General features: G+C 36.3%; 19 protein-coding genes and 1 tRNA gene. 5 read left to right on the top strand and 15 right to left on the bottom strand.

Going from position 1 to position 23,706, the window contains the following annotated elements; all coding sequences use genetic code 11:
- Positions 1-142 precede the first annotated feature (142 nt).
- Positions 143-3,523: an HsdM family class I SAM-dependent methyltransferase gene (locus GO620_RS07130; protein ID WP_157523788.1), complete on the top strand. Its 3,381-nt coding sequence runs from the start codon at positions 143-145 to the stop codon at positions 3,521-3,523.
- 325 nt (positions 3,524-3,848) lie between these two features.
- Here GO620_RS07130 and GO620_RS07125 read toward each other — a convergent pair whose 3' ends face one another.
- The 4 genes from GO620_RS07125 to GO620_RS07110 form a co-directional block, all read right to left on the bottom strand.
- Entirely contained in the window at positions 3,849-6,260 is a 2,412-nt protein-coding gene (locus GO620_RS07125; RefSeq protein WP_157523787.1) for a hypothetical protein, read from the bottom strand.
- Positions 6,253-7,455: a hypothetical protein gene (locus GO620_RS07120; RefSeq protein ID WP_157523786.1), complete on the bottom strand. Its 1,203-nt coding sequence runs from the start codon at positions 7,453-7,455 to the stop codon at positions 6,253-6,255. Before GO620_RS07120 ends, GO620_RS07125 begins: the two co-directional genes overlap by 8 nt.
- Positions 7,456-7,548: 93 nt before the next feature.
- Positions 7,549-8,268: a hypothetical protein gene (locus tag GO620_RS07115; protein WP_157523785.1), complete on the bottom strand. Its 720-nt coding sequence runs from the start codon at positions 8,266-8,268 to the stop codon at positions 7,549-7,551.
- A gap of 68 nt (positions 8,269-8,336) precedes the next feature.
- Positions 8,337-9,455, bottom strand: coding sequence for an RES domain-containing protein (locus GO620_RS07110; RefSeq protein WP_157523784.1), 1,119 nt, complete (start codon positions 9,453-9,455; stop codon positions 8,337-8,339).
- A gap of 260 nt (positions 9,456-9,715) precedes the next feature.
- On the opposite strand from GO620_RS07110, the gene GO620_RS07105 reads away from it, so the two are divergent.
- The 3 genes from GO620_RS07105 (at position 9,716) to GO620_RS07095 (ending at position 11,701) form a co-directional block, all read left to right on the top strand.
- A complete protein-coding gene (locus tag GO620_RS07105) occupies positions 9,716-10,006 on the top strand; it encodes a helix-turn-helix domain-containing protein (RefSeq protein ID WP_157523783.1) in 291 nt (96 codons plus the stop codon).
- Between the two features lie 103 nt (positions 10,007-10,109).
- Entirely contained in the window at positions 10,110-10,445 is a 336-nt protein-coding gene (locus tag GO620_RS07100) for a plasmid mobilization protein (RefSeq protein WP_157523782.1), read from the top strand.
- On the top strand, positions 10,442-11,701 hold the full coding sequence (locus GO620_RS07095; RefSeq protein ID WP_157523781.1) for a relaxase/mobilization nuclease domain-containing protein: 1,260 nt from the start codon (positions 10,442-10,444) through the stop codon (positions 11,699-11,701). Before GO620_RS07100 ends, GO620_RS07095 begins: the two co-directional genes overlap by 4 nt.
- A 23-nt stretch (positions 11,702-11,724) precedes the next feature.
- Here GO620_RS07095 and GO620_RS07090 read toward each other — a convergent pair whose 3' ends face one another.
- The 4 genes from GO620_RS07090 to GO620_RS07075 form a co-directional block, all read right to left on the bottom strand.
- Complete coding sequence (locus GO620_RS07090; RefSeq protein WP_157523780.1) at positions 11,725-12,072, bottom strand: RNA recognition motif domain-containing protein; 348 nt, start codon at positions 12,070-12,072, stop codon at positions 11,725-11,727.
- Between the two features lie 151 nt (positions 12,073-12,223).
- Positions 12,224-12,625 (bottom strand): helix-turn-helix domain-containing protein, encoded by a 402-nt coding sequence (locus GO620_RS07085; protein ID WP_157523779.1) that lies wholly within the window; start codon positions 12,623-12,625, stop codon positions 12,224-12,226.
- A 79-nt stretch (positions 12,626-12,704) separates the two neighbouring features.
- Entirely contained in the window at positions 12,705-13,499 is a 795-nt protein-coding gene (locus GO620_RS07080; RefSeq protein ID WP_157523778.1) for a C10 family peptidase, read from the bottom strand.
- Positions 13,500-13,573: 74 nt separating this feature from the next.
- Positions 13,574-14,746, bottom strand: a complete 1,173-nt coding sequence (locus GO620_RS07075) for a helix-turn-helix domain-containing protein (protein WP_157523777.1) — start codon at positions 14,744-14,746, stop codon at positions 13,574-13,576.
- Positions 14,747-14,956: 210 nt separating this feature from the next.
- Here GO620_RS07075 and GO620_RS07070 point away from each other — a divergent pair, with 210 nt between their 5' ends.
- Positions 14,957-16,405 (top strand): HEPN domain-containing protein, encoded by a 1,449-nt coding sequence (locus GO620_RS07070; RefSeq protein ID WP_157523776.1) that lies wholly within the window; start codon positions 14,957-14,959, stop codon positions 16,403-16,405.
- 307 nt (positions 16,406-16,712) lie between these two features.
- Here GO620_RS07070 and GO620_RS07065 read toward each other — a convergent pair whose 3' ends face one another.
- The 7 genes from GO620_RS07065 to GO620_RS07035 form a co-directional block, all read right to left on the bottom strand.
- Positions 16,713-17,414 (bottom strand): SDR family NAD(P)-dependent oxidoreductase, encoded by a 702-nt coding sequence (locus GO620_RS07065; RefSeq protein WP_157523775.1) that lies wholly within the window; start codon positions 17,412-17,414, stop codon positions 16,713-16,715.
- A gap of 203 nt (positions 17,415-17,617) precedes the next feature.
- The gene (locus GO620_RS07060; protein ID WP_157523774.1) at positions 17,618-18,427 is read right to left on the bottom strand and encodes a transposase; all 810 of its coding nucleotides are present in this window, start codon (positions 18,425-18,427) and stop codon (positions 17,618-17,620) included.
- 859 nt (positions 18,428-19,286) lie between these two features.
- Positions 19,287-20,360: a helix-turn-helix domain-containing protein gene (locus GO620_RS07055; protein WP_157523772.1), complete on the bottom strand. Its 1,074-nt coding sequence runs from the start codon at positions 20,358-20,360 to the stop codon at positions 19,287-19,289.
- 63 nt (positions 20,361-20,423) lie between these two features.
- Positions 20,424-21,053, bottom strand: a complete 630-nt coding sequence (locus tag GO620_RS07050) for a hypothetical protein (protein WP_157523771.1) — start codon at positions 21,051-21,053, stop codon at positions 20,424-20,426.
- A gap of 488 nt (positions 21,054-21,541) precedes the next feature.
- The gene (locus GO620_RS07045) at positions 21,542-22,081 is read right to left on the bottom strand and encodes an ORF6N domain-containing protein (RefSeq protein ID WP_157523770.1); all 540 of its coding nucleotides are present in this window, start codon (positions 22,079-22,081) and stop codon (positions 21,542-21,544) included.
- Between the two features lie 35 nt (positions 22,082-22,116).
- Entirely contained in the window at positions 22,117-23,364 is a 1,248-nt protein-coding gene (locus tag GO620_RS07040; protein WP_157523769.1) for a site-specific integrase, read from the bottom strand.
- Between the two features lie 195 nt (positions 23,365-23,559).
- A tRNA-Ser gene (locus GO620_RS07035) sits at positions 23,560-23,644 on the bottom strand.
- Positions 23,645-23,706 lie beyond the last annotated feature (62 nt).

The raw sequence follows: 23,706 nt of genomic DNA, 5'->3' as shown, positions 1-23,706 counted from the left end.
ACTATTATAGTGAATTTTATACAACAGAATTGGATTAATTAATTTGCCAACTTTTATAAGAAATTCATAAAGATTTTTTGTAAGATGATAAGTTTGTGCATTTATATGTAGTTTGTACTTTCGATTCGACCCACAAATAGGTATGAGCAATACTTTTTTCCAAAAATCCGTACAAAATAAATATCTAAACAGCCAAGATAGAACCGCCATATCGATAAAATGGCAGTTATTTAGAAGACATTTTCAAAATGCAATAATTCAGGAAAACATCCGTAGAAGCAAGGAAGAGCAATATCAGGGTGAGTTTCTCATTGATTTGTTTGTAAATATTTTCGGCTATACAAAGAATCCAGCTCCTTATTTTAATTTAACTACTGAATATAAAAATGCTAAAGACAGTCGAAAAGCGGATGGAGCAATTATTATAAATGGGAAAGTTACAGCAGTTATAGAACTTAAAGGGATAAATACTACAGATTTAACTAAAGTCGAAACACAAGCATTTGGTTATAAAAACAATCAGCCTGAATGCGTATATATTATTACCTCGAATTTTGAAAAGCTTCGTTTTTATATAGAAAACGCAACTGAATATCTGGAGTTTAATTTATTTACGCTTACAGAAGAAGATTTCGCTCTATTATACTTATGCTTAAGTTATGATAACATATTTAAGAATTTACCAAAAATAATTAAAGAGGAATCTGTAAGCAAAGAGAAAGAGATTACAAAGAAGTTATACTTTGACTATTCTTTGTTTAAAAGAGAATTATACCAAAGTTTAGTGCTGAAAAATTCCAGTCTTGAGCCACTGCTGCTATTCAAAAAATCACAAAAACTGCTAGATAGATTTTTGTTCCTTTTTTTTGCTGAAGATCGGCAGTTACTACCACCAAATTCTGTTAGACTTATTTTAAATGATTGGAGGGACTTGCAGGATCGTGATGAAGACGTCAGGCTATATGATCGATTTAAGAAGTACTTTAATTACCTTAATTTAGGCTTTAAAGGTAAACGATATGATGTTTTTGCCTATAATGGGGGCCTTTTCAAACCAGATGAAATTCTTGATATTGTTAATATCGATGACGAGCTTCTTTACAGACATACGTTTACTTTATCCGAATATAATTTTCAAAGTGAAGTTGATGTAAATATTTTAGGTCATATTTTTGAAAACTCACTTAATGAACTTGATGAAATAAAGGCGAAACTCGAAGGCCTCGAATTTGATAAATCTAATACCAAGCAAAAAAAGGATGGTGTTTTTTATACTCCAAAGTATATCACAAAATACATCGTAGATAACACAATTGGGAAGCTGTGCTTAGAAAGAAAGGTATATCAAAAGATAATTGAGGAAGATTATACATTAGATCGAAGGCGGCAAAAAAGGACGATTCAGAGTCTAGTTGATAATCTGACTGAATATAGAAAATGGCTTTTACAATTAACAATCTGCGACCCATCATGTGGTTCAGGTGCATTTCTAAATCAAGCGCTAGACTATTTGATCAACGAGCATCGTTATATCGACGAATTGCAAGCGAAGCTGTTTAGCGATACTCTTTTGCTCAGTGATGTTGAGAAGAGCATTCTTGAGAATAATCTTTTTGGAGTTGACTTAAATGAAGAGAGCGTTGAGATTGCAAAACTGTCTTTATGGTTACGAACAGCTAAGACTAACAGGAAATTAAATGATCTAAATAACAATATCAAATGTGGTAATTCATTAATTAGTGATGCAAATATTGCTGGTAAAAATGCATTTGATTGGTTAAAAGAGTTTCCTCATATTTTTGAACGAGGAGGATTTGATGTCATAATTGGAAATCCTCCTTATGTTGGAGAAAAAGGTCATTCAAACATTTTTGAAGACCTCAAAAAAGTTCCGAAATGGAATGGTTACTATAGACGTAGATCAAACACATATTACTTTTTTATAAAACACGGGATTGACCTTTTAAAAGATGGTGGAGTTCAGAGTTTAATTGTTCCAAGAGAATTTACTAATGCTGATTGGGCTAACAACGTAAGAAAAGAAGTGTTAGAGGAGTCAAAGATTGTCGAAATTGTAGATTTCAATAACCTTAAAGTATTTGATGATGTGGGAACAACGAGTTTAATTCTAACTCAGAAGAAAGAGAAGGTGAGTCAATATACATTCCGATTCAAAGCTCTCAATAACTATGAGACCCTTCAAAATGTTCTTTTCGACAAGCTAAATCATTTGAATTATGACGTGCAAAAATTAAAATCTGATACATATAAACCTTGGAATTTCAATTCATTTGAAATTAGCTATTCTAACTTTATTGTTCCTTTAGGAGAAGTATTTGATATTTCTCAAGGTCTAGTGACGGGTGCAGACAAGGTGACAAATAAACATGTCATTTCAAAATTAATAAGCGAAGATTATCTAGGTAGAGGCATCTTCATATTAAACAAAAACAAAGATATCAAGTGGCAGAAAGGTGATGTTTTCTTAAAAATAAACAACGACTGGATTTTATTAGATGAAGAAGATAAAAATTTTATTAAGCTCTACTATAAACCGGAACACTTAAAAAAGTGGTTCATCCATAACACAGATACGTTTGTTATATATGTTGGTCAACACAATCTAACCGAAAAAATCAAGGACTATCTTTTGCAGTTCGATAAAATTTTATTAAACAGATCTACCATAAACGAAAACAAAGTAATCACGCTTAAAGAATTTTTAGGCTTCTCCACCGATGAAATTAAACAAAATTATAGTTCCGCTGGAGCAGTTCAAAAAATTATGCGTCAGAAAAAATGGTATCTCCCTTTGTATGAAAGGCGCAATGTACCGTTCGAGTCATCAAAAATCGTCGTTAATACGAAAAATATGGACGTATTTACGTTTTCCGATCAGTCTTTTTACTCTTCTGGAGGAGGGTCTGGAGGACAAAATTTCATTTTTCCAAATTCTGCCATTATAGATAAGATTAAAGAAACAAAGACAAATTCTATAGAGTTAACTATGTATGTCAATGCGATTTTAAACAGTAGCTTGCTTCAGTATTACATCGTGCAAGGCCAGTTCAACCAATTAAGCACAGAAAAAATCGCCGATCTACCATTATATCTAGATAAATCTGAATTAAGTAATGAAAAAAGTCACTATTTCAAAATCATTGAAAAGTGCAAAATATTAATTGAACTGTCCAAAAAATCAGAGGCTATTACCCATAAATTTTATTCCTACCTCTCAAGTAAGTTCGTTAGTGCTGAACTATCAAAACTTAAAGCTTGGCAAGACTGTTCCTTTCCACAATTTGTTGATGAATTGAACAAAACATTGAGAGCTACTGGTCTCGATCTACTTTCAAAAAAGGAAGAATTTGAATGGATGGACTTATTTAATGAGAATGTTCTTATTTATCAGGATATCCAAACCAGTATAAAAAACACTGAAGATTTTATAAATGATCTAATTTTTAGCCTTTATAAATTAAGTAAGCAGGAAATTTATTTGATTAAAACATTGAACCCATAGTGTCAGCACCCGTATCAGGTAACGGTTTTCTGTTAGGATTCACGCATTGTTCAGTTGAGTAATCAATTTCGCTTTAATTGATAAATTCTCCTTTTAACATAGGTCAATTGTAGTGAAAATCCAAACCATTCCTCTTAGTATAAATAGCCTAAGACTTCGGTTCTGGGTTAGATACTTCCCATTTGAGCATAAATATAAGTTAAAGCCACTCCCAACAGTCTAATATTGTCCGGAGCTCAATTTAATGAAGATTACTTTCCAAATCAATAATGCGAAGGCACAAAAGAGTTTGAGACTATGCCTATTTGAAGCCAATATTTGCAAATTACCTTAGAATTTTTGCCTCTAATAACGCTATCTTCTCAAAGAGTTCCTGATTTTGGTTTTCGAGATCTGTTATTTTTTGTTGTAAAGTCGGCTTTTCTTTAATGATTTCGTTTTTAATATATTTGTTGAATAACAAAACCAGCTCGTTATTGTGTATTTGATCAATCTGGTGGCTTAGTTGTTCGAGGTGTTCTTGCTTTAGAGTCAATTTTTGGGTGGCAATCGCATATAAGAATTCTATCAATCCTTCGCCTTGTGGCGTATGATGTTCTGAAATAATCTTTTCTAAAATTAATTTCATATTCAAACTAGCGTCATCATCGATCCGGTAAGCAAGCTCGGTTGTCCGCGCACCACGTAAAATGCTTGCTTGAATAATACCATCATTAAACCTATTGAAGTTGCCAGGATCAATGAGATTTCTCACATACTCTGATTGACGTAAACAATGACCTTGCTCCTTGGCATTTCTCAACTGGTTCAGTATCGCGGAAATTGTAAAGTAAACATCAGCTTGGCTTAGGTCTTCGAATTTCGTACCGAAATTGATGAACGCAAAACCCTTTCTCAACTCTAGCTGTTCAGTGTCAGTACTTGGGTAGAAAAGTTCATTTGCAAGCCCCTTGTTCAATTTGCTTTGACTGTCATTAATAATTTCGACACGTTCTTCCAAAAAATGCTTTGCGTTCTCATATTCCATAGCGTTGGCTAATGGTAATAATTGAGATTGAATAAATTCTTTTTCATTCAGCCAGTTGGTTCCTTTCACATCACGATTGCAGAAGAAACTTTCCACTTCTACAAAAGAATGGGTTTCCTTACCATAGTTTCCTTGACGTAGGTTACTCTTAAGAAAATCTAGATCCTCTTGATTATGAGTCCGCGTTAGGCCAATAAAGTAAATGAGCTTTAGGCGTTCGTAATTACGAAAAGCACGGCTAAGATAAAGTAGGTTTTTACCATTAGAAATGCATGAAGCTATGATTACGGCTGCACCTTCAACTTTCTCATCAACTATAACTTCGGCAACATTATCGAAATCAACAATTTTCGGTTCCTGACCAACGATATAATTGAGTTTAAGGTGGTTCAATATCATTGCCGCCAGCTTTTTAGATCCCTCGTCCGGTAAGGCGATTAGAAATTTTGCGTTACTTGGGATGAATTGATTGATGAAATCATAAAGCTTAAGACGATACTTTTTGTAACGTGGATTTTCAATTTCATTTAATACTTGATAGATGTCGAAGTAAATCTCGTACTTCCTATTCGCTTCGTACGTTTCTTTATAATTGACCTTAAAAACAAGCTCTTTAAAGCGCATCGATGCCATAAATTGTTGGACAAAATCAGCTAAGCGTTTAGGCGCATCAGTAACACGAATTGTGAGCTTATTAACCTTTGGTTTTTCGAGCAAAAATACATCACCTTTAACTTCGACGGGAAATGAACCTTTAGCGCAGAAGCTGCATTCTTTGCCTGTATACGTATCATATAATTCAAATCCAACGGGATTATTTTCCGAGAGAGTTAAATTACTCAAGATGTTATGTTCTTTCTTTTTAAATTCTTTTGAGGATCCTAAAAAATATATAATGATAATATTTCGTGAATCTACGGACTCATCATGCTCGAGGATACGTTCAATAATATTACCTGAAGTAGAAGACGATATCAAAATTAATGAATCATTAAAAAACCGAACTTTTTTTGAAAATAAACCCTCATAGGATGAAAAACTTTCAATTGGAATGAAAGGTAGTTTTTTAACAAATCGGCTTTTCAATTCTGCTAATGCAAATGCTAGTGTGTTAATTGACGAGGTATCACAAAAGATCTTTTTGTGCTTGTTTTCGTTAAAGTATCCTAGAAGCCTAAATGCAATGAAATAGATTTCAGCAGTATTCATCAAAACATTGCCTGTCCGGAGAAACTTATCACAGTGTTTTCCAGATGGAAATATAAAATGATGAGCATCACCCTTTGCTTCAATTAGTCCACCTCTATTTTTAAAGATGAGTACAATACCTATATTTAATAACTTATTTAATGTTTCATTATCAATAGATTTTTTTCTGTTACAGCAAGTTAGTTGACCGTCTTTGTTAAAAATCATGACGTGAACATGTTCAGCAAGATGATCGGCTTTTAACTTAGGAACATTTTTGAAAGTGCTAAGTTGATTTATAATGAAGGTTTCTTCGAGTTGTTTTTGCTGATAAGTACCACCGATAATAATAATCTCGTCGGTTTGATAATTTGTTTGATAAAACTCTTTAATTTCTGTTTGCGCGCTTTTCTCTGAAAGTGTATTATTGGGAGAAAAAATAAATGTTACAGATCTTGGGACTAGTTCAGCATAATCATTCAAAGTATTATATTTCGAGGAATAGATATAAAATTCAGACATTGCTCCTCCTCATTAAAGGAAATATAAGAGTTGCAACGGTTCCTTTGACCAAGAAGAGAGGAGTGAACCGATCATTAGAATTTTCCCGCCAATCATAGAGCTGAATATCAGTCACCAGTCCATCGGGTTTGTAATGATTTTGAATGAGATTTCTGAAAACAGAAACATTACCTGTTCTTAGCCAGAAGAAACCCTTATCGTTCAGTGTTCTCATGATCCGATCTAAGCCTTTACCTTTTGACTTCCCGGTTAATCCGGTTGCTGATGTATTATTGACCAACATACACTCTTTTATAACCTCGACTTGCTCTTCCGTTGAAAAGTCATTAGTGGGTCTTTTAGTGAAGCGATTAACGTAACCAACGCCAGTGTCAAACACAGATATTTCTAAAAAATATAATTCGTTATTTGAGTTTGTTTCAAAATAGTTTGAGGTGAAAAAACCATTTAATCCCGCATATTCATGGTAGATATCTAGAAAACTGGCCTTAGTACGACGATGGGTTTTAAGGTATAATCCTCGACTATTTGGGGTCAATGGTCGCTCATTGATATCTGCTCTTGCCCAATCATTTGTGTTTTTTACGAGCTCAAAAATAACATCGATTACATCCTGTCTCACGGGAGCAAAATTTGATAGTTGAAGTTGAACATTCAAAGATGTGACTTGCCTTAAAGACTTGTCGATCGCTCTATCAAAGTCAATTTCATTATCAATAAATTCATCATCTGTGTAGAAGGCATTTAAAAGACCCTTTTGATTGCCGAGATGGTCAAAGCATGCTAAAATTGCTTGAAACCCGTTGATTTGTTGCCGTCTCATTTTGCGGTGATGACTTTCGTTCTGTAACCGCAACAACGGTTTTATATTCCGTCCTTCTATATCTTCAATCGGCCTAATCCAACAATATACCACGCAGGTAAAAAGAAAATCAAGACGATAAAAATCTGATAAGTATTTGTCTGACAACTCTGAATTAACATTAGAAACGTCTTCCGTTTTTATATCAAAAATGATCTTTCCAGAGTTACTATGATACCATGTCGCGAAAAATTGGATAATTGCAGGTGTTAAGCCGAAATCATCATTTGAAAACGATTTAGAAATCTTGATGTCAACCGAGTTATCGGCTCCGAGTTTTTCATATGCGTCTTCGAGTGAGTTTAAGCTTGTTTTATGGTTAAAAATAATCATTAGTCAATGTCAAAATTAACAATATTTCGTATGTAGAAAAGCAACACCTAATGTGTGCGAATTACCTTATTATAGTTGAAAATTTGATATGCATTATTTAACAGCATTCAAAAATCCACAATACCTTGTTAGATGTTCTGTAATTGCAACTAGGTATTTTTTTACGACCTCACTTCTAGTTTGTACTTTTTTAACCCACAATCTACAAATGCGGCGATATTCCACATTAGAGCTTTCTAAAAATGCCAACTTAGTGTCTTCTTCCTCAAGTATCTTTATTATCCCCAACTTGTTTAGCGCTATATCACTAAAACGGCTGTGATGATTTAACAAATTCCTTTCCTTTAATTCGTAACTAAAGCTGTTATCGTAATGCTTGATGAGTCGACCAGTATCCATATAATGGTTTGGAGAAACCGCTTTATATGCAGCACCCAGATTTTTAATGCGTTCCCTAAATTCATATATTTTGTTAAAAAACACTTCGCAATTACGCGTCAAGTAGTCAGCATGACGTACGGGCAACCCATTAAACGGATAGCGACGAAAATAATATTCGCACTCTACAAGGGCGTTCAGACATGAAATAAGTTCGACATAACACATTAAAAACTCATGCTCTTTCTTTGTTTGTTCATCGAATTCAAACTCATGAATACCATCTTCATTAACATGCTCGTCGTATATGAGTGTGTAACTAATTTTCTCTTTGTTAAACTTGCGCCAATATGGATTTTGCTGAAGAAAAGCCATCCAGTTAGTCACCTTATCCCAAAAAATCGAGATAATGGGATCATTGTAAATATTTTCCATCTAATTGTATTCTAATCATCATACAATAAAAATCTTGACACGTGTTTTATGTTGTATTGAATCAACGGTCAATCCGCTAATTCATCCTGCTCTATGCCAATCGGTTGTTCTTCTGAATAGTTTAAAGTCCTTTCAAGTTCCCCAAGAACTGATAACCCATAAAAGCTAGATTTTCCTGGTATTACTTCAATTTTGTGCGCTCGTGCATTAAGCGATTCCAGTTCACTTTGAAGAAGTGTATAATGACGCCCACTGTTACTACATTGGCTTAGTTGAATCGAAGTAGCGTTAGTCATAACAAATTTTGATTTTAAATGGCTGCATAACCCCCTTGCCCTGTTATCCTTGACAGGCAAAACAAGGTTGAAAAAGTCACCTTTAGATATATTATTTCTGAAATCTATATGTGTCGTTTGGTAAGCTATACCATCTATGTCTTCTTTTTCCCTCACCCATTGCAGCAACAACTGAGGAACTATATATTCTGGCTTAAAAGTATCCTTATGGTTACGAATTTGAACAGAGCAGGCCATTACAAGCGGCCATATCATTAAGTAGTGATAGCGTCTTTCGGAAGAAATAGTGTTTACATTTGGTGGTGGAGATAGATCTAATACTTTCAAGGAACTTGTAAGGCTCAAACGGACGGCCTGAAAATCGTTGATATTAGGCCGATTCATCTCCTCCCAGCAGACATATAAAGATGAACCAATATATAAAGAAGGGAATCCTGGAATACTAAAACGTTGTGTTTTAACTAATCCTCTTTTTTCGAATGGAATATGAAAAAAACTGTTAACTGGTATCGGATAGTTTTCTTTGTGTATTCGTATACGGTAAAAGTTTTCCTTAGGTAGGTAAGTTTTGAAATGCAGAACCTCGTTGAAGTCTTTATTAGGATTTACTAAGCCTTCAGATAAGTGAGCGTAGGCTTCAGAGGGCTTACCATTATAATAAGCATTAACTGTCTCTTTGATCTTGCCTATAAAATGGAGTTGCCGTTGTAAGATACGTGCAATGGGGTAGTGCTCCAAAGTGTCAAATGAAGACTCGCTAATTTGTGTTTCTTCTAATTTCTGAATAAATATATCAAGCTGTCGAAATAGAAATTGTTTAAAATCTTGTTTGGGGGGTTGTTTAATAGGTAAGTCAAATATTGAATCGCTTAAAAAATTTTCAATTCTCATAAAAGTGATAAAGATTGCACTTGTAAAGTACGTATAAATTGAATCAACTTACATTTCTTATATATGATATTTAAATTGGAGCCGATACTTAATATAGTTTTTCTCACTCCGACTCGGACTATATCGGATTAAATTCCAATTTCTTTCACTCAATTTTGTATCAAAGGGAGGCTTCTATTATCCGGATGCATTGGGATAAGCTAATATGAGTTCACATTTTGCTTATCTGCTATTAAAATGTTTAACAAATTTGAAAAGCTATGGCAACAGAAATTATCACCAGGGAAGATTTGCAAGAGTTCGGCGAACGACTGCTTGGCCAGATTAAAGCCCTAATCAGCGGCGGATCGGCAGAAGAACCGCGAAAGTTTTTAAAGAGTTACCAGGTCAAGAACCTGCTTAAAATCTCCAACAATACCCTCCAGACATTAAGGGATAACGGTACTATCCCATTCACCAAAATCGGCGGTATCCTCTATTACAGTTACGAGGATATCATGAAAGTTTTACGGGGAGAAGTCAAAAGCAAACGGATCAGTTTCAGTAAATAATTCTGTCCTTTTGATATGGAGCAAGCCATGTTTTCGCTACGCTTAAACGGCTTGCTCCATTCGGAGGCAGTACCATTTTACACTTCGTTTAAATGTACATCTCATGGGAAGACCAGCATTACAAGAAGAAGAAAAGCGGGTGGTTCAGGTGAACATCCGGCTGACTGAGGCAGAGAACAAAAAGGTGAATTCCTTTGCGGAAGCATCAGGCATTTCACCCGCAAACTGGATCAGGCAGAAAGCATTTACCGGCAGATTCCCGATGGTCAAACTATCCCCGCTAAATGCGGCAGTTTACCGGGAACTGCACATGATCGGTATCAACCTGAACCAGGCTGTAAAGCAGTTGCATGCAGGCAAGTTGTCACCTGCTTATCTTAACATCCTTACAATGCTTCTGAAGACCTTGCAGGATGTGTTAAAAGCATTAATGCAATGACAGGCGACCAGGTAAAAGGAAAGGGGTTCCGCAGTGCTTTACGCTACAATCTACAAAAGGTCGATAGGGATGTCGCTAAAATTCTCGATTCGACTTTTACATCGGGCAACGAGCATTCTATCATGGCAGAAGTAGCTTTGGTCAGGGTTATGCGTCCCAACCTGCAAAAATACTTTTACCATACCTCGATCAACTTTCCGCCGTCTGAAGATCTGAACGATGAACAAATGAACAATATTGCAAATGAATATCTGAACAAAATGGGATTTGTTCAGAACCAGCATGTAATCTTCCGGCACTTTGATGCAGAGCATCCCCATTTGCATATACTGGTCAACCGCATAGGCTATGACGGAACAGTAGTGTCTGACAGCAAAGACTACCAGCGTAGCGAACAGGTATTACGAAGCCTTGAAAAGCAGTTTGGATTGACCGAGGTCATTTCGAGCAAACAATCTAAGGAAAGTGCAATGACCAAGGATGAATGGGAAATGATGAAGCGGACGAGTTTGCCATCGGTAAAGATACAACTTCAGGAGATCGTTAAAGAAGCCTTAAACCAGAATATTAATTCAGCTAATGAATTGATCAGACTGCTGGAAGCAAAACAAGTGAACTTATTATTTAACCAGGCCAGCACAGGATTTGTAAGCGGTATATCTTACGGGTATAAGGGTATGCAGTTTAAAGGTGCCCATTTGGGTAATGCTTACAAGTGGCAGGCCATCAAAAACAATATCAGTTATGAACAAGAAAGAGATCGCACAGCAATACACCAGGCAAATGTTAGAACAAGAGCCGGAGGTGAGTACAGTATAACAGGGCAAACCAGAAATGCCGGACAATCCGCAAATACAGAACGAAAAGGCAACATCCGATCAACCAGCCGAACAACCCTCAGAGCTTTTGCAGATCAGGAAGTTGCTGCCGGAAATAGAAAGGATGTACAGCAAAGCACTGGATATTTACCGGTCAAAAACGGAAATGTATATCGCGCTGACAGCAGGCAGGCTGAAGGAAACAAATCAAGCAACGGAATTGATCGTGTTCAAGTTAAAGAAAACGGAGGAGGACTTTCGGAACGCTTATCTGCTCAACAGCAGGACAGGCAGCAGGTGGATTGTCAGGGTTTATCTCGTAGCGATCTTATCAGCGATCTGCTCGGCCTTGATCACCATGCTGCTGATTTGGATAACGCGCAGGTAAACGAGTTTAAACGCAGGAAAAAGAAGAAGAAAGGTCACAGGCTGGGTTGACCAATTTAAAAAATTATAAAAATCTAAGCCCGTCGTGGCCGTTTCTTTCTTACTACTTCGTTAGCCTTTTCGGAGATTTGAAACGATCTTTTTTGAACCGGAACATATTTTGGTTGAGAAACCTCTTGAAGTGTCTCACTAATTTTAACGGTTAGAGCTTTGCCGCTAATTATATAATTATCCAAATACTCAACAGCAGATTCTGCCCCCGGGCTGTCTTTCATTTCGATAAAGGCATAGCCTTTGCATAAGCGCGTCTTTTTATCCCGGACAATTTTTATTGTCTCTATATAACCATGTATTGCGAAAAGTTTCGCGAGACCTATTTCGTCTATGTCAAGCGGGAAACCGCCGACAAATAATTTAACCATTATCTCGAATTATATACAAATGTAGAATTGCAGAATACTTGATTTGTGTATTTATAGAAATGAACATTTCTGTAAATGCAGAAACTTAGAAATGCAGATATGCATTTCTAATAATTGAACTTTGCAGTATAACTTGACAATCAAGAAAGGATTATTTATTCTTAAGAATTTCAACTTTCTCACGCTCGCTTGCTAAAAGCTGTTCATAAAGCTTTTTATTCTCTTCAAATAGCTCCAACAGTCGATCTAAAGGATTGAAAGTACAGTTAAAATTTTGGGAACCAACGGCTCCATGATTTTGGCTATTGTCATTGAAAGTATTGAAATAATTAACAATACCATCTTCACTAAAATTCTTAATTGCATCTGGTGTTACTCCTAATGCGTCCGCGATTTTACTTAATGCCAAATCTTCAACTTCCGCACTTTGCTCGATCTTGGAAATCGCTTGCTGACTCACGCCCATTAGGGTCGCCAACGTTTCCTGCTTGATTCCTTTAAGCTCGCGTATCTTGCTGATCTTTCTTCCGATGTGTAAGGTTGTCTCTGACATAATTCAAATGTAGCTGATTAGCGTAAATGTACAAAACCTTTATTCGTAAGGAAAGCGACTCGATTGTCTTTTACTCTTGTTAGTGCAACTGTGATTTTGGCATTGGCCTGATTGTATAAATAACCCTTAAATTGCGGTCGCCTTTATGTAATAAATCTTCATCAAAATCGTACCAGCCATCTTGCGGGCCGCCTTGCCCCTGATTTAAATGAACAAAAAACCGATCATTAATTTGCTTATAACCGTCAATAACCACAGAATGCCCAAAATCCTTTAGGTTGGCAAAGTGCAGAAACAATGGCCTTTTTGAACTGATTTCTTGCATTACAATGCGCTCCAGTTTCCCCGATGAATAAGGTAGAATATGATTCCATGAAATGTAGCGGCTAACTCTTATTTTGTAATGCTGTTCAAGCAAACCTGATGATGCTAACTTATGCATATAATTATCTGTTCCAAAATCTTTGTTGACTGCTAATGCGGCATAGTAATTATACTTTGCTAAGGCATCGATATTGGCGGTTGGTGTGACTTTATCTATCTGCATAGACAATTTTGCAAGATCAATTTTTGAACTGTCTATATCTTCGTTAATCACGTAACCGTGACTGGATGTATAACTAACATGCCCAAAAGGTTTCAAACGGTGGTAATATACAATCTGCGCAAATGCGGTACTCCAGCATCCAAGCCTTAAATGATCCGGCGTTTCCTGTTCAAATCCGCCCATTTGCTGCCAGTGAGTTTTTAGAAAAATACTGTCTTGTTTCGGAAAGCTATGTTTGGGTAAATCAATTAGCGCGGTTGCGGCAAATGTATAAGTAGTAAATACAATTGCTGTAGTGATGGTCGGTAAAAGAATGCTTTTTTTCATGTTCTGTTTTTAATTCAAAACAAGCTTGTAATAGCATTCTGGGCCACTCAAAACACGTTTTGAGTGTGAATAAATTATATCTTATGATTTTTTATGTAATCGCTAGGGGATAATCCTGTTTCCTGTTTGAAAATTCTAAAAAAGCTGGGCTCCGAATTAAAACCACACTCTAAGGCTATACCGAATAAGGAAAGATGCATAGGGGGATTTATTGAGCGCTCTTTAAACTCCTTTATTCGGTACTGATTGACCATATTACGAAAGTTAACGCCTAAGCTTTTATTAATTACCGCAGATACCATTGCCACCGGATATCCTACATGCTGAGCCATTTGCTTTATATTAAGTTCTTGGTTTAGATAAATCTTTTCGACGTTCATACTGTATAGTATGGATTCCTTGATGGTCAAATAGGCTTTGTCTTCGGTGTTTAAGGTCAAATCATCCGAATATTCATCCGCTGTTATATCAGAAAACTGGCGCAACTTTATCTTATCAGCAATTAAATTGACAGGGTTAGAAAAACTGTACAATGAATAGCCTTTTAAAGACAGGTAATAAATAGTTAATGTTAAATACGTATAAAAAATCTCAATAGTTAAAAAAGAGTGCGGTCCGCTCGTAAAAATATCTTCGATCAAAACAACTGTAATTAAGCCCAAAATCATTATTGCAGACATGATTAAAAGGTTCTTAAGCCAGGTTAACTCCTGCAAACGACTATCAGACTGTGTATCAAACAACCATTTCCTGTAATTATGGATACGTTTAAACCCAAACAGCCAATAAAAAACAGCAGATATAACGGCAACAAAATCTTCCAGGCTTTTTATTTGGTTAAAGAAAAATTTGTTAGCTAAAATGTCTTTATGTCTAATATCCGTTACAGGGATTATCCATACATAAACTAATATTGCATAGGCCATAAAAATTAGCGTAGGAATAAAGTAAAGCAGAATCTTTTTACAAGCTATTTCTTGTGCTGTAATTAAGCATATATACAAATACAGCAGTGGCGGTAAGGTTGTATCAATTGCTAATGGAAAAAAATGGAATAAATGAGAATTCCATAAACCAAGTGTATGCAGAAGTATCTTAAAATTTAGGAGCGCCAGCGTAAAGAGTATTAAAGAGAGGTGTTTTTTACTAGGATCTTTCACTGGCAGACGATACAAAACCAGTCCCATAACTATTCCTTGGATAGCACCTACTTCAACAATAGAATTAAATAATGTTAATGGCAGCATAAGACTTGCAAAATCAACTATTAATAATAGCAGACTTATATTTAGGCATTTTTAAAAATTAAGATTAGTCACTTCCGAATTCTTAGATCATGCAAATTATAAATTACAACTTTCTTATTGTAAAAAACAATCATTTATAGTTCGGTACATTATTGGTAATGCGGTCATTTGTCTACCTGCCGGATAAGCGTCAGTGTTAATGATTGCCATATGAACCTGCATCAAAACTACTATCTCAAATTTTTGGATGTTAACGACAAAGCAGACCCATTATCAGTTATAGCCCAGTTTTTTTCATCTGATTGGTTGCCGGGACATTTAAAAGCCTTGGCAATATGGAGAAAATATTTGCTTTCAGATGAAGTTTTCGAAGATGGCCGCAGCGGCCCGGCGAATGTGTTGTTCACTTATGAGATAACCATAAAATTACTGGAGGCCGTTTTTTTATTCTCAAAAACCAAGCGGTTCCGGTTATTGAAAGACCGTATTTATTTAAAAATAGAAGATCAGATCGAACAGGAACGAAGGGAATGGATTCACTACCCTGGCATTCTTGATTTTAAGGGACTTGCCAATCCGTACGAGGTTATCTTACAAGTACTAGAAAGACCTTTGGATGATTATAATGACCAATTGCATGAATGGCTCGAGATAGCTCTATCCACTTCAAGTATTGATGAATCGCTGAGCGTTGCAGATTTCATCTGGGTTTATGAAAGCATTCAGAAGTTGTATGAAGCGTCATGGGTGATCAGGCAAAGGGAAATCACACTAACATTAAAAAAAGACACCATTACTAGAAATAATGATCTAAAAGAAGCAAATGGCAGAACAGAAAACAACTTAGTAATTTATCAAACCAATTGCTCATTCAATATTGTACCAACAATTGCAGAATTGGCCGGACTGGAAAAGCTGACAGATAAGATTGTTTCCAGTATTGAAAATGTAGATCTCATTATTCATTTAGGAACATATCCAAGACCTGAGGCATATTACCTTTTAATTTTAGTTAGTGAGAATAATAAAACAACTGAACATGAACTGGTAAACAGGATCGAAGATTTATGCAAACCTATGATAGATGTTTGCGCATTAGTGCATAAATTCGACGCGTTTATAAGGGCAATAAATGGCGAGAACAATTTTTTTTACAATGCTCTACTAAATCGTCAGATCGCTTATCAATCTAAGGACTTCGTTATACCTGCTGTGAAGAATTTCGTTAACGAACTTACCACTAAAACAACGGAAGAAACGTGGAAACGCTGGGGTATGCAAGGGAAGTCGTTTTTTGAAGCCGCTCAACGATGTTACGAGGAGGGGAACTATAACCTTAGCCTGTTCCTTATACATCAGGCGGTTGAAAATGCATTGAGCGTTATTATTAGACTATGCCTCGGGTATCGAATAAGCATTCATAACCTGGCGAGGATGCTGCGGATTACACAGATATTTACGGACGACTTTAAAAATGTTTTTGATTACAATGTGGCTGAAGATATCTGCCTTTTCAAGCTTTTACAATCTGCTTATTCTGCTGCTCGTTATGTAGACAATTTCAATGTAGATAAGGACTCCGTTAACAAACTATTAAAAAGGGTAAGTATGATCATTGATATGGCAGAAGCCTTGTATACTAAACTGATTGAGAATTGAGCCGAATAGCGGCGCGGCAAACGGTTCATTTATATTCGCTGTCGCTAAATATTTCATTTCACCGACAGCCCTAACGCCCAGGCAAAATTGTTTTCGCTGCGCTTCAACAAATTTGCTATTTTCTTTATCGCCTTACACCGCCATCACAAAATTAGCACCGCAGGAAAACTGTCAAGGGTATATGAACGATGCGACTTAATTTTTACTTTACCTGCAGCATCGTATTTCTAAGACAATGTCAAACAATAATTTTATTTTTGTCGATTCTTTTGTGCAGTCCAATATGTTCTTTAATAACCTGTGCTACTTACACGTTCAAAAATTTTAGTACTATGCCGACTAACGTCCACCGCCTTGTTATATAGACTACTTGCTTTTTTTTACTTATCGCTGAAATTATTTGGGCCGCTGCCTTTTTTACTGGTGCCACCCAAAATAAGCCATCACCTTTTGCCATTGCCGTATCAACAAAACCTGGCCTTACATCTGTAATGATTATTGATTGTTTCAACTGATTAGCCTTCTTACGAAGGCCTTTGAGATAATTGATCTGGTAAGCTTTACTTGCATTATATGCTGGCGCAACAGGGCTGCCTGTCATGCCTGCAAGAGAAGTTATGGCTACTAAATGTCCGTAGGTTTGCTGTTGAAATGTTCTAAATGCCCACCCAGCAATTTTTGTAAAAGCTGTTATGTTCAAGTCTATTGTATCCTGTTCGATATCAAAGGTGAGTGATTCATTGATGTTTCCTATACCAGAACTCAGAATTAGCATATCCAAGCCTCCAAGTTGAATCTTCAGGCTTTCAAGCCTCACATCCAAATCATCAAGTTGCGTATTATCTATCTGGCTGCAATATATTCTGTCAGGATGCTGCTTTCTTAGCTGTTCTAATAGTTCTATTCTTCTACCTGTTATTCCAATAAGGTAGTCAGCTTTAGCCAACTGAAGAACGAGCTCTTTACCTATTCCTGAGGATGCGCCTATAATAATAACCTTCTTTGCCATGTTAGATAGTTGTAGATTAGAGTGATTAAGAGTAACAATGTTACACGTAAACTACTTTCATCTTATCGCAGTCACAAAGTTCAGTTCCACTCAGAACCTGTAAAGGGTATATAAACAGCTACGTCCGCTACGCTACCTTAGCTGCCCTTTACAGAACCTGCCCGGAAGCTGCTGCGGTGTTTAAGCGTTAAGATGCTACCTGTCTAGACTGGATATTTCGCCAATTCAACATAGCTTGATTGCCGGTTAATAAGTGCGAACATGCGGGCCAAAATCTTATTACGTAGAACGTTTATTGTACTCATCTTGCTTTTGCCCTCGCCAACCCTTCTTTTGTAATAGGCCCTTAGCTCTTTGTTATGAATGATAGCGCTGATTGCCGCTAAGTGAAGCAGCTTTTTAAGCTGTTTATTAGCCAAATGGCTAACCTGCGTTTTTCCTCTGACGCTTGTACCGGATGTATGTTCAAATGGAGCCGTTCCGATATAACAAGCGAACTTTCGCCAATTTGTAAAACGGGTAAAGTTATGCGTACTGGTAATCATATTCGCTGCAATGACAGGGCCAATGCCTTTCATACTGGTTAGCAGATCATATGTCTTCTTTAAAGCGACATCATTATCAACAACACTCAATATTTGCGCATCTAGGTTTTTGATTTGTGTGGTCAAATGAGCGATCATGCTTTTATAGACCTCGAACACCTCTGCATTGTCGGCTATTCCTAGTAACAAACGCTGTTCTTTACAGGTTGCTTCGAAGCCACCCCTGTCACGTACCAGGCGGTCGCGCAAGGTCAGCAGCGTTTTAAGTTTGAGTATACTTTTAGCTGGCAATACGGATGGTTTGATATCGTCCCGGTGCAGCCAGGCATAATTCGCTATGCGCTTAGCATCAATAAAATCACTTTTACCCCGGTGCATACCAAGCGACTTCTTTATCTCTAGTGGAGAGATCATTGCGAATGGGACGTTTGCTTCCTGTAAATGAATAGCAAGTCCAATGCTGTACATGCCGGTATGCTCAAAGCATACTATAAAACCACCTCGATCGACGCTTGGAAGAAGCTTGTTAGTCCATAGCAGTAGCGCAGTGAAGCCTTGGTATTATTAGCAAAGGTTTTGAAAGCATTGCTTCCTCTTAGATGCACATCAATGGTCAGTTTGGAAACATCTACGCCTACAAAATTTGTGAAGTTCATTGTTCGTCAGTTTAAGAGTGAAAAACCCAATTAAAAAGATATGCCGATGACTAATGCCTTTACAAGACCTTAAAGTCTACTATTCTAACTGGTCACGACATGATCTTGTGATTTGGAGCAGAGACTAATACGGCGCATAGGTCGTTAACCTAGCCCTTGACTGAGTTCACCCTGCTCCTTATCAACAAGATAGTTACTTTTAACTACTGACAAATCTAAAGGCCCTTGACAGTTTTCCTGCTTGCTGCTGCCAGTTGTTTAAGCGGTGCAATGAGATGGTGCGTTCATCTTTAGAAACTTTAAGAAGTAATCATTCATAAGTATAAAGCAATCTTAGAAATATAAATGCAGGTAATAAAGCTTTAAGCCTCCATCACATCATCAATTTTTTGCATTATCTCATTAGTTCTATGCAATGCAACAATCATTTTCTGATAATGCAAGATATCATCAAACTCTAAAACTCTAAATACGACTTTAGTAACTCTTTTAATGTCACCGAAATTTCTTCCCCATGTGAGATTATATGCCTTTGTTTATGTTTTATATGCCAGTCTTTTATTCATAGCACTAGTACCCTCATAAATTTATTTAACGAAAAAAAGCTGGTCCAAAATCACTTATTTTAGTAATCCTAAGGAACAGCTTGAAGTTCAAATGTTACGAATATCTTATACAGCTATTCTCATTTTTGTGCTTCTTTTTTTGTTAAGAATAAAAAAATCAAAATCGTCTTTGTTTATTGTTAAAGCAGACATAAATTCTTCATCTGTAAAGCCTAGAGATTTGTGGAAAGTATCAGTAATAAGTCTCAATAGTTGGGGATCTTCCATTGGAACATCATTTTTTTCCACCTTGCGTTCATTGTAACGACTTAATTCAGTCATCAAATAAATAAATCTGTTCATATCAATGCACCCTAACTTATGTGCTCTGTAAATAATTGAGCTTTTGGATACTTTCCAATAGCCCTTGATGTCTGTAAGCTTTGCATAGGTAAGCCTATACAATTCATTTCTTATTTGATCCGAAGGCATAAGAAACTCAGATGCGAATGTGTCGGCCTCCTTTTCAATATCTGCATCGGTTTTAAACGGATTTTCGCTAGTAAAAGGAATATGACAAAGTATGTGACAAAGTTCATGGCTAATTGTAAATCTTTTTCTGTAATTGGGCATGTTTTCATTAAGGACAATAACCCTAGTTCCACTTTTGGTAATTACGGTAGTCCCGTCAAACTTGTCCGGAGCATTCTGTAGCAAAAAGATCATTACTCCGTTTCTCTCCAATAGCTCGATCAAATTAGCGATAGGCCCCCTTTCAATCCCTAAATATCTTCTAACCTTGTTTGCAATTACTTCTGCCGTATTTGTGTGTTCAATTTCAATCTCAGGTAACGAAAAATCTGGTATGTCTACAGATTCCAAAAGATCTTCACAAAACATTCTGATCAAATCAAAAGTTGCTTCAAGTTTTATTTGTTGTTTTTTGGGTAATGTCTGTCTTTTTCGGTAAAAATATTCCTGATATGACCCTGGTATTTTTCCCTCTCTATTGAAAAATGACACAGGAAAATCGAGGTGTTTTGATAGTTCATTAAGTTGGTTTTCTTGGATTTCCACTATTCCTTTTTCAATTCTTGAATAAGTTGCTTGGCTAATTGTTATTAAAGTTTTTGTTAATTCAGCTTGAGACAGCCCTCTTGCTTCTCTTGCCAAAATAAGCATACGTGGATTGATAGTCATGATAGTTTGCCTTTCTTTAATTAAAAGCGGAGAGGTGGCTCTCCGCTAATTGTTTAAAAGACTTTAGCCAGTCTTTTTTTGCTGTTGTATTTTTGGCTTTACAACTAAGCTTTGTCCTGTTGGTGGAATAACCGTTGGCGTATTCTTTCTTCTTAAATCGCCTGCAAGGCCTTGTAAGTTTACAGCCCACTGCACTTCTTCATCAACAATTTTCACTGCCTTAATAGTTCTCATGTCCTCATAGCCATGAGTAACTGTAAAGCCGATAAAAATAATCTCAGGCTCTCCCTGAAAATTGAGCTTGCCTTTAGTTGACAACATAACGCTGTTTCCAGTTCGTATGTTTGAAGGGAAGCCCTTGTTATTAAACTTCTTAAACAAAAAGACATAATCGTTTAGAAACAATCCAAAGCGATTATATCTCAGAGATTTAATTTTATCTCCATAATGTTCAATCAGCTTCCCTTTAACCTGCTCATTCATGCGATTCGGCTTTGTTAGATGATTTCTGAAATCAGGGCTGATGTTATTAACCTGATTCCTCATCTCGTCAAACGCACTGTTTATAATCTCTACAAGGACGGGAATTTCCTGTTCCATCTTGTCTTCGAATCGTATTTGACTCGGCAATTTTGTCGATTCCTTATCATTTTCCTTGGAATCTTCAAATAAAGTGTTTAAATTTGTACTCATTACGAAAAAGATTTATTTTTAATAATTGCCATTAACAAGATGGCGTTAGCAAAAACTCAAAAGCTATACAATTCCACCTGTATAGCTTTTTTTGTGTTTATACAAATATAGCACTCTCTGAATTAAAAACCAAGAAAAGTTGGATTTGTATTTAATTAATTCTTGTGTCCCTATATCTCCTAAGGCTTAAACGATTATTAATACATTATCAGAAGCTGTAAACGGGCAACTAAGTTTAATAAGTAATTCAATATCAGTTGATAAGTCAGTGTGAGCAAAGTTGTCATTATTTTATAAAATATACTACATCAATCCATATTACACACTTATCTTTATGTAAGTTTATGAGAATTAAATAGTTGTAAGATTTTGGAGTACATTTTGGAATTTTCCACGCTTGCGCGCTTGTAAAATATTGAAAAATAAGAGAATACTTGGGATTGGTTTAATTCCCGTCCTTTTACCAATTTTTTAAATAGTTTACTTGTTTAAGGTTTAAACCCAATTCTTTTCCTATTCACTTCTAATGTTGAATGATCAGCAATTTTGCTCGATAATTCATCAAGATAAGCAAAAACGATTTCCATATTTTTTCCTTGATTGAAAAGCTCGTTTCTAATTTTCTCTATTTCCAATCTTATTTCAGTTGTATCAGACAGCAATTGACGTACATTCACAAAAATGCGCATAATTCGGATATTTATTTGAATAGCGTCAGAGCTGTTTAGAACACTTGAAAGCATACTAATCCCTAGTTCGGTGAAGGCCATCGGTGCATATTTTATATTTTGCCCCTGTTTCAAGGTGCCAAATTGGCTCCTTGAAATATTATATTCTTCAGGTGTTAATTCAAACATAAAATCCTCCCCAGGAAACCTCTCCAAATTTCGTCTGACCTGCCTTTTAAGTTGTTTAGTTTCTACTTTGTAGAGCTCGGCCAAATCGAAATCCAGCATTACCTTTTGCTTTCTGATATAAAATATCTTACTGGAAATTATATCATCGGGAATTATGAAGTCATTTTTCATGTTATAAGATTTTAGAGTTAAAAAATTGTGTCAGGTTAATTATACATTAATGACTTATTTTCTATTGACAAGAATTTTTCCTTTAGAATAGCCATATCCTCACTCACTTTAGCGTCAAGAATTTTTGCATAATGCTGCGTGGTGCGAATATTTCGATGACCGAGCATCTTAGACACACTTTCAATAGAAACGCCATTGCCAAGTGTCACAGCCGTCGCGAAAGTGTGCCTGGCCATGTGAAAGGTTAATTCCTTGGTAATGCCCGCCGCACTTGCGATTTCTTTTAAATAACTATTCATTTTTTGATTTGAAAGTACCGGAAGGACACGGTCTTTATGCAGGCATTCTGGATTGTTCTCGTACTTTTCTAAAATCTTTAAGGCTGTTGGAAGCAATGGAATTCTTGATGCAGTGTCCGTTTTTTGCCGAGACGTGAAAATCCACCACTGGCCATCAATACCTTTTGATATCTCTGTTCTTTTTAATTTTTTAACATCAGCATAGGCAAGACCTGTAAAGCAACTGAATAGGAATATATCTCTAACCTGGTTAACGCGATCCGTCACCAGTTCTTTATCTGCTATGGCTTGTATTTCTTCTTTAGTAAGATAATCCCTGATTACTTCCTTTACTTTTGCTTTGTAGTTGATGAAGGGATCCTTATCCAGCCAGCCGTTAGCCATGCAGATGCGGATGATTTTCTTAAAGTTCTTTATGTATTTGACAACTGTATTGTTGCCACAACTTCTTTCAGACCTTAAATAGAAATCGTAGCTTGTTATAAACTCATGATCTATAGCTTTGATGGCTATATCGGATTTCCCGTATTGCCATTGCATGAACTCAACAGTATGCTTTAGGCTGGTCTCATAACGTGCTAATGTTCCTTTAGCATATTCTTTGTCGAGTAAAGACTTGATACGTTTGTTATGATCCTGGAAAATGGGGACAAGCATTTTTTCTTTTACCTGCTGTTCTATTCCAAGCAACCTGTTTCTTAAAGCATCGGCAGTAATTAATTGCTTATTATCCAACATCTGACGGTGTTCTTCAAAAACCTGCTGCTCTAAGGTTTTCAAATAATGGTTGAACACTCTGGCCTCATCTGTAGTGCCTGACATCTTCTGTTGGGCGTTATTCCAGCGTTCCGGCCTGATGTATCGGCGTGTGGTAAATTCAACTCTTTCTGAGGCCACTGTCAATCTTAGATATATAGGAGCAGTGCCGTCTTTAAGGATTTTGGTTTTCTTCAACGTAAAATTGATACAAACTGTTCTGATCATCGCTTTGAACTATTAAAAGGTTAATAAATAAACATTTACCGTTTTAGCGAGACCTAATTTAGAAACCGATGATAGGTCTCGCAAGAGGTCTCAATCAGATTGAGATATTATACATTAGATTGGGTAGCTCTAAAACAAGAAACGCCCCAAATCATATGATTTGAGGCGTTTTTCAAAAACTTAAACTATATTTCGCGGAGAGAGAGGGATTCGAACCCCCGGACCTTTGACAGTCAACGGTTTTCAAGACCGCCGCAATCGACCACTCTGCCATCTCTCCGGGGACAAAAGTACAAATCCGCGCCGGATTACGAAACCCGGAGTTTACTTTTTTTAATTATT

Origin of the sequence: Mucilaginibacter ginkgonis, assembly GCF_009754905.2 — a bacterium.
GTDB classification, from domain to species: domain Bacteria; phylum Bacteroidota; class Bacteroidia; order Sphingobacteriales; family Sphingobacteriaceae; genus Mucilaginibacter; species Mucilaginibacter ginkgonis.
Note: the sequence above shows the minus strand (reverse complement) of the source record. Positions and strands in the feature narration are given on the sequence as shown.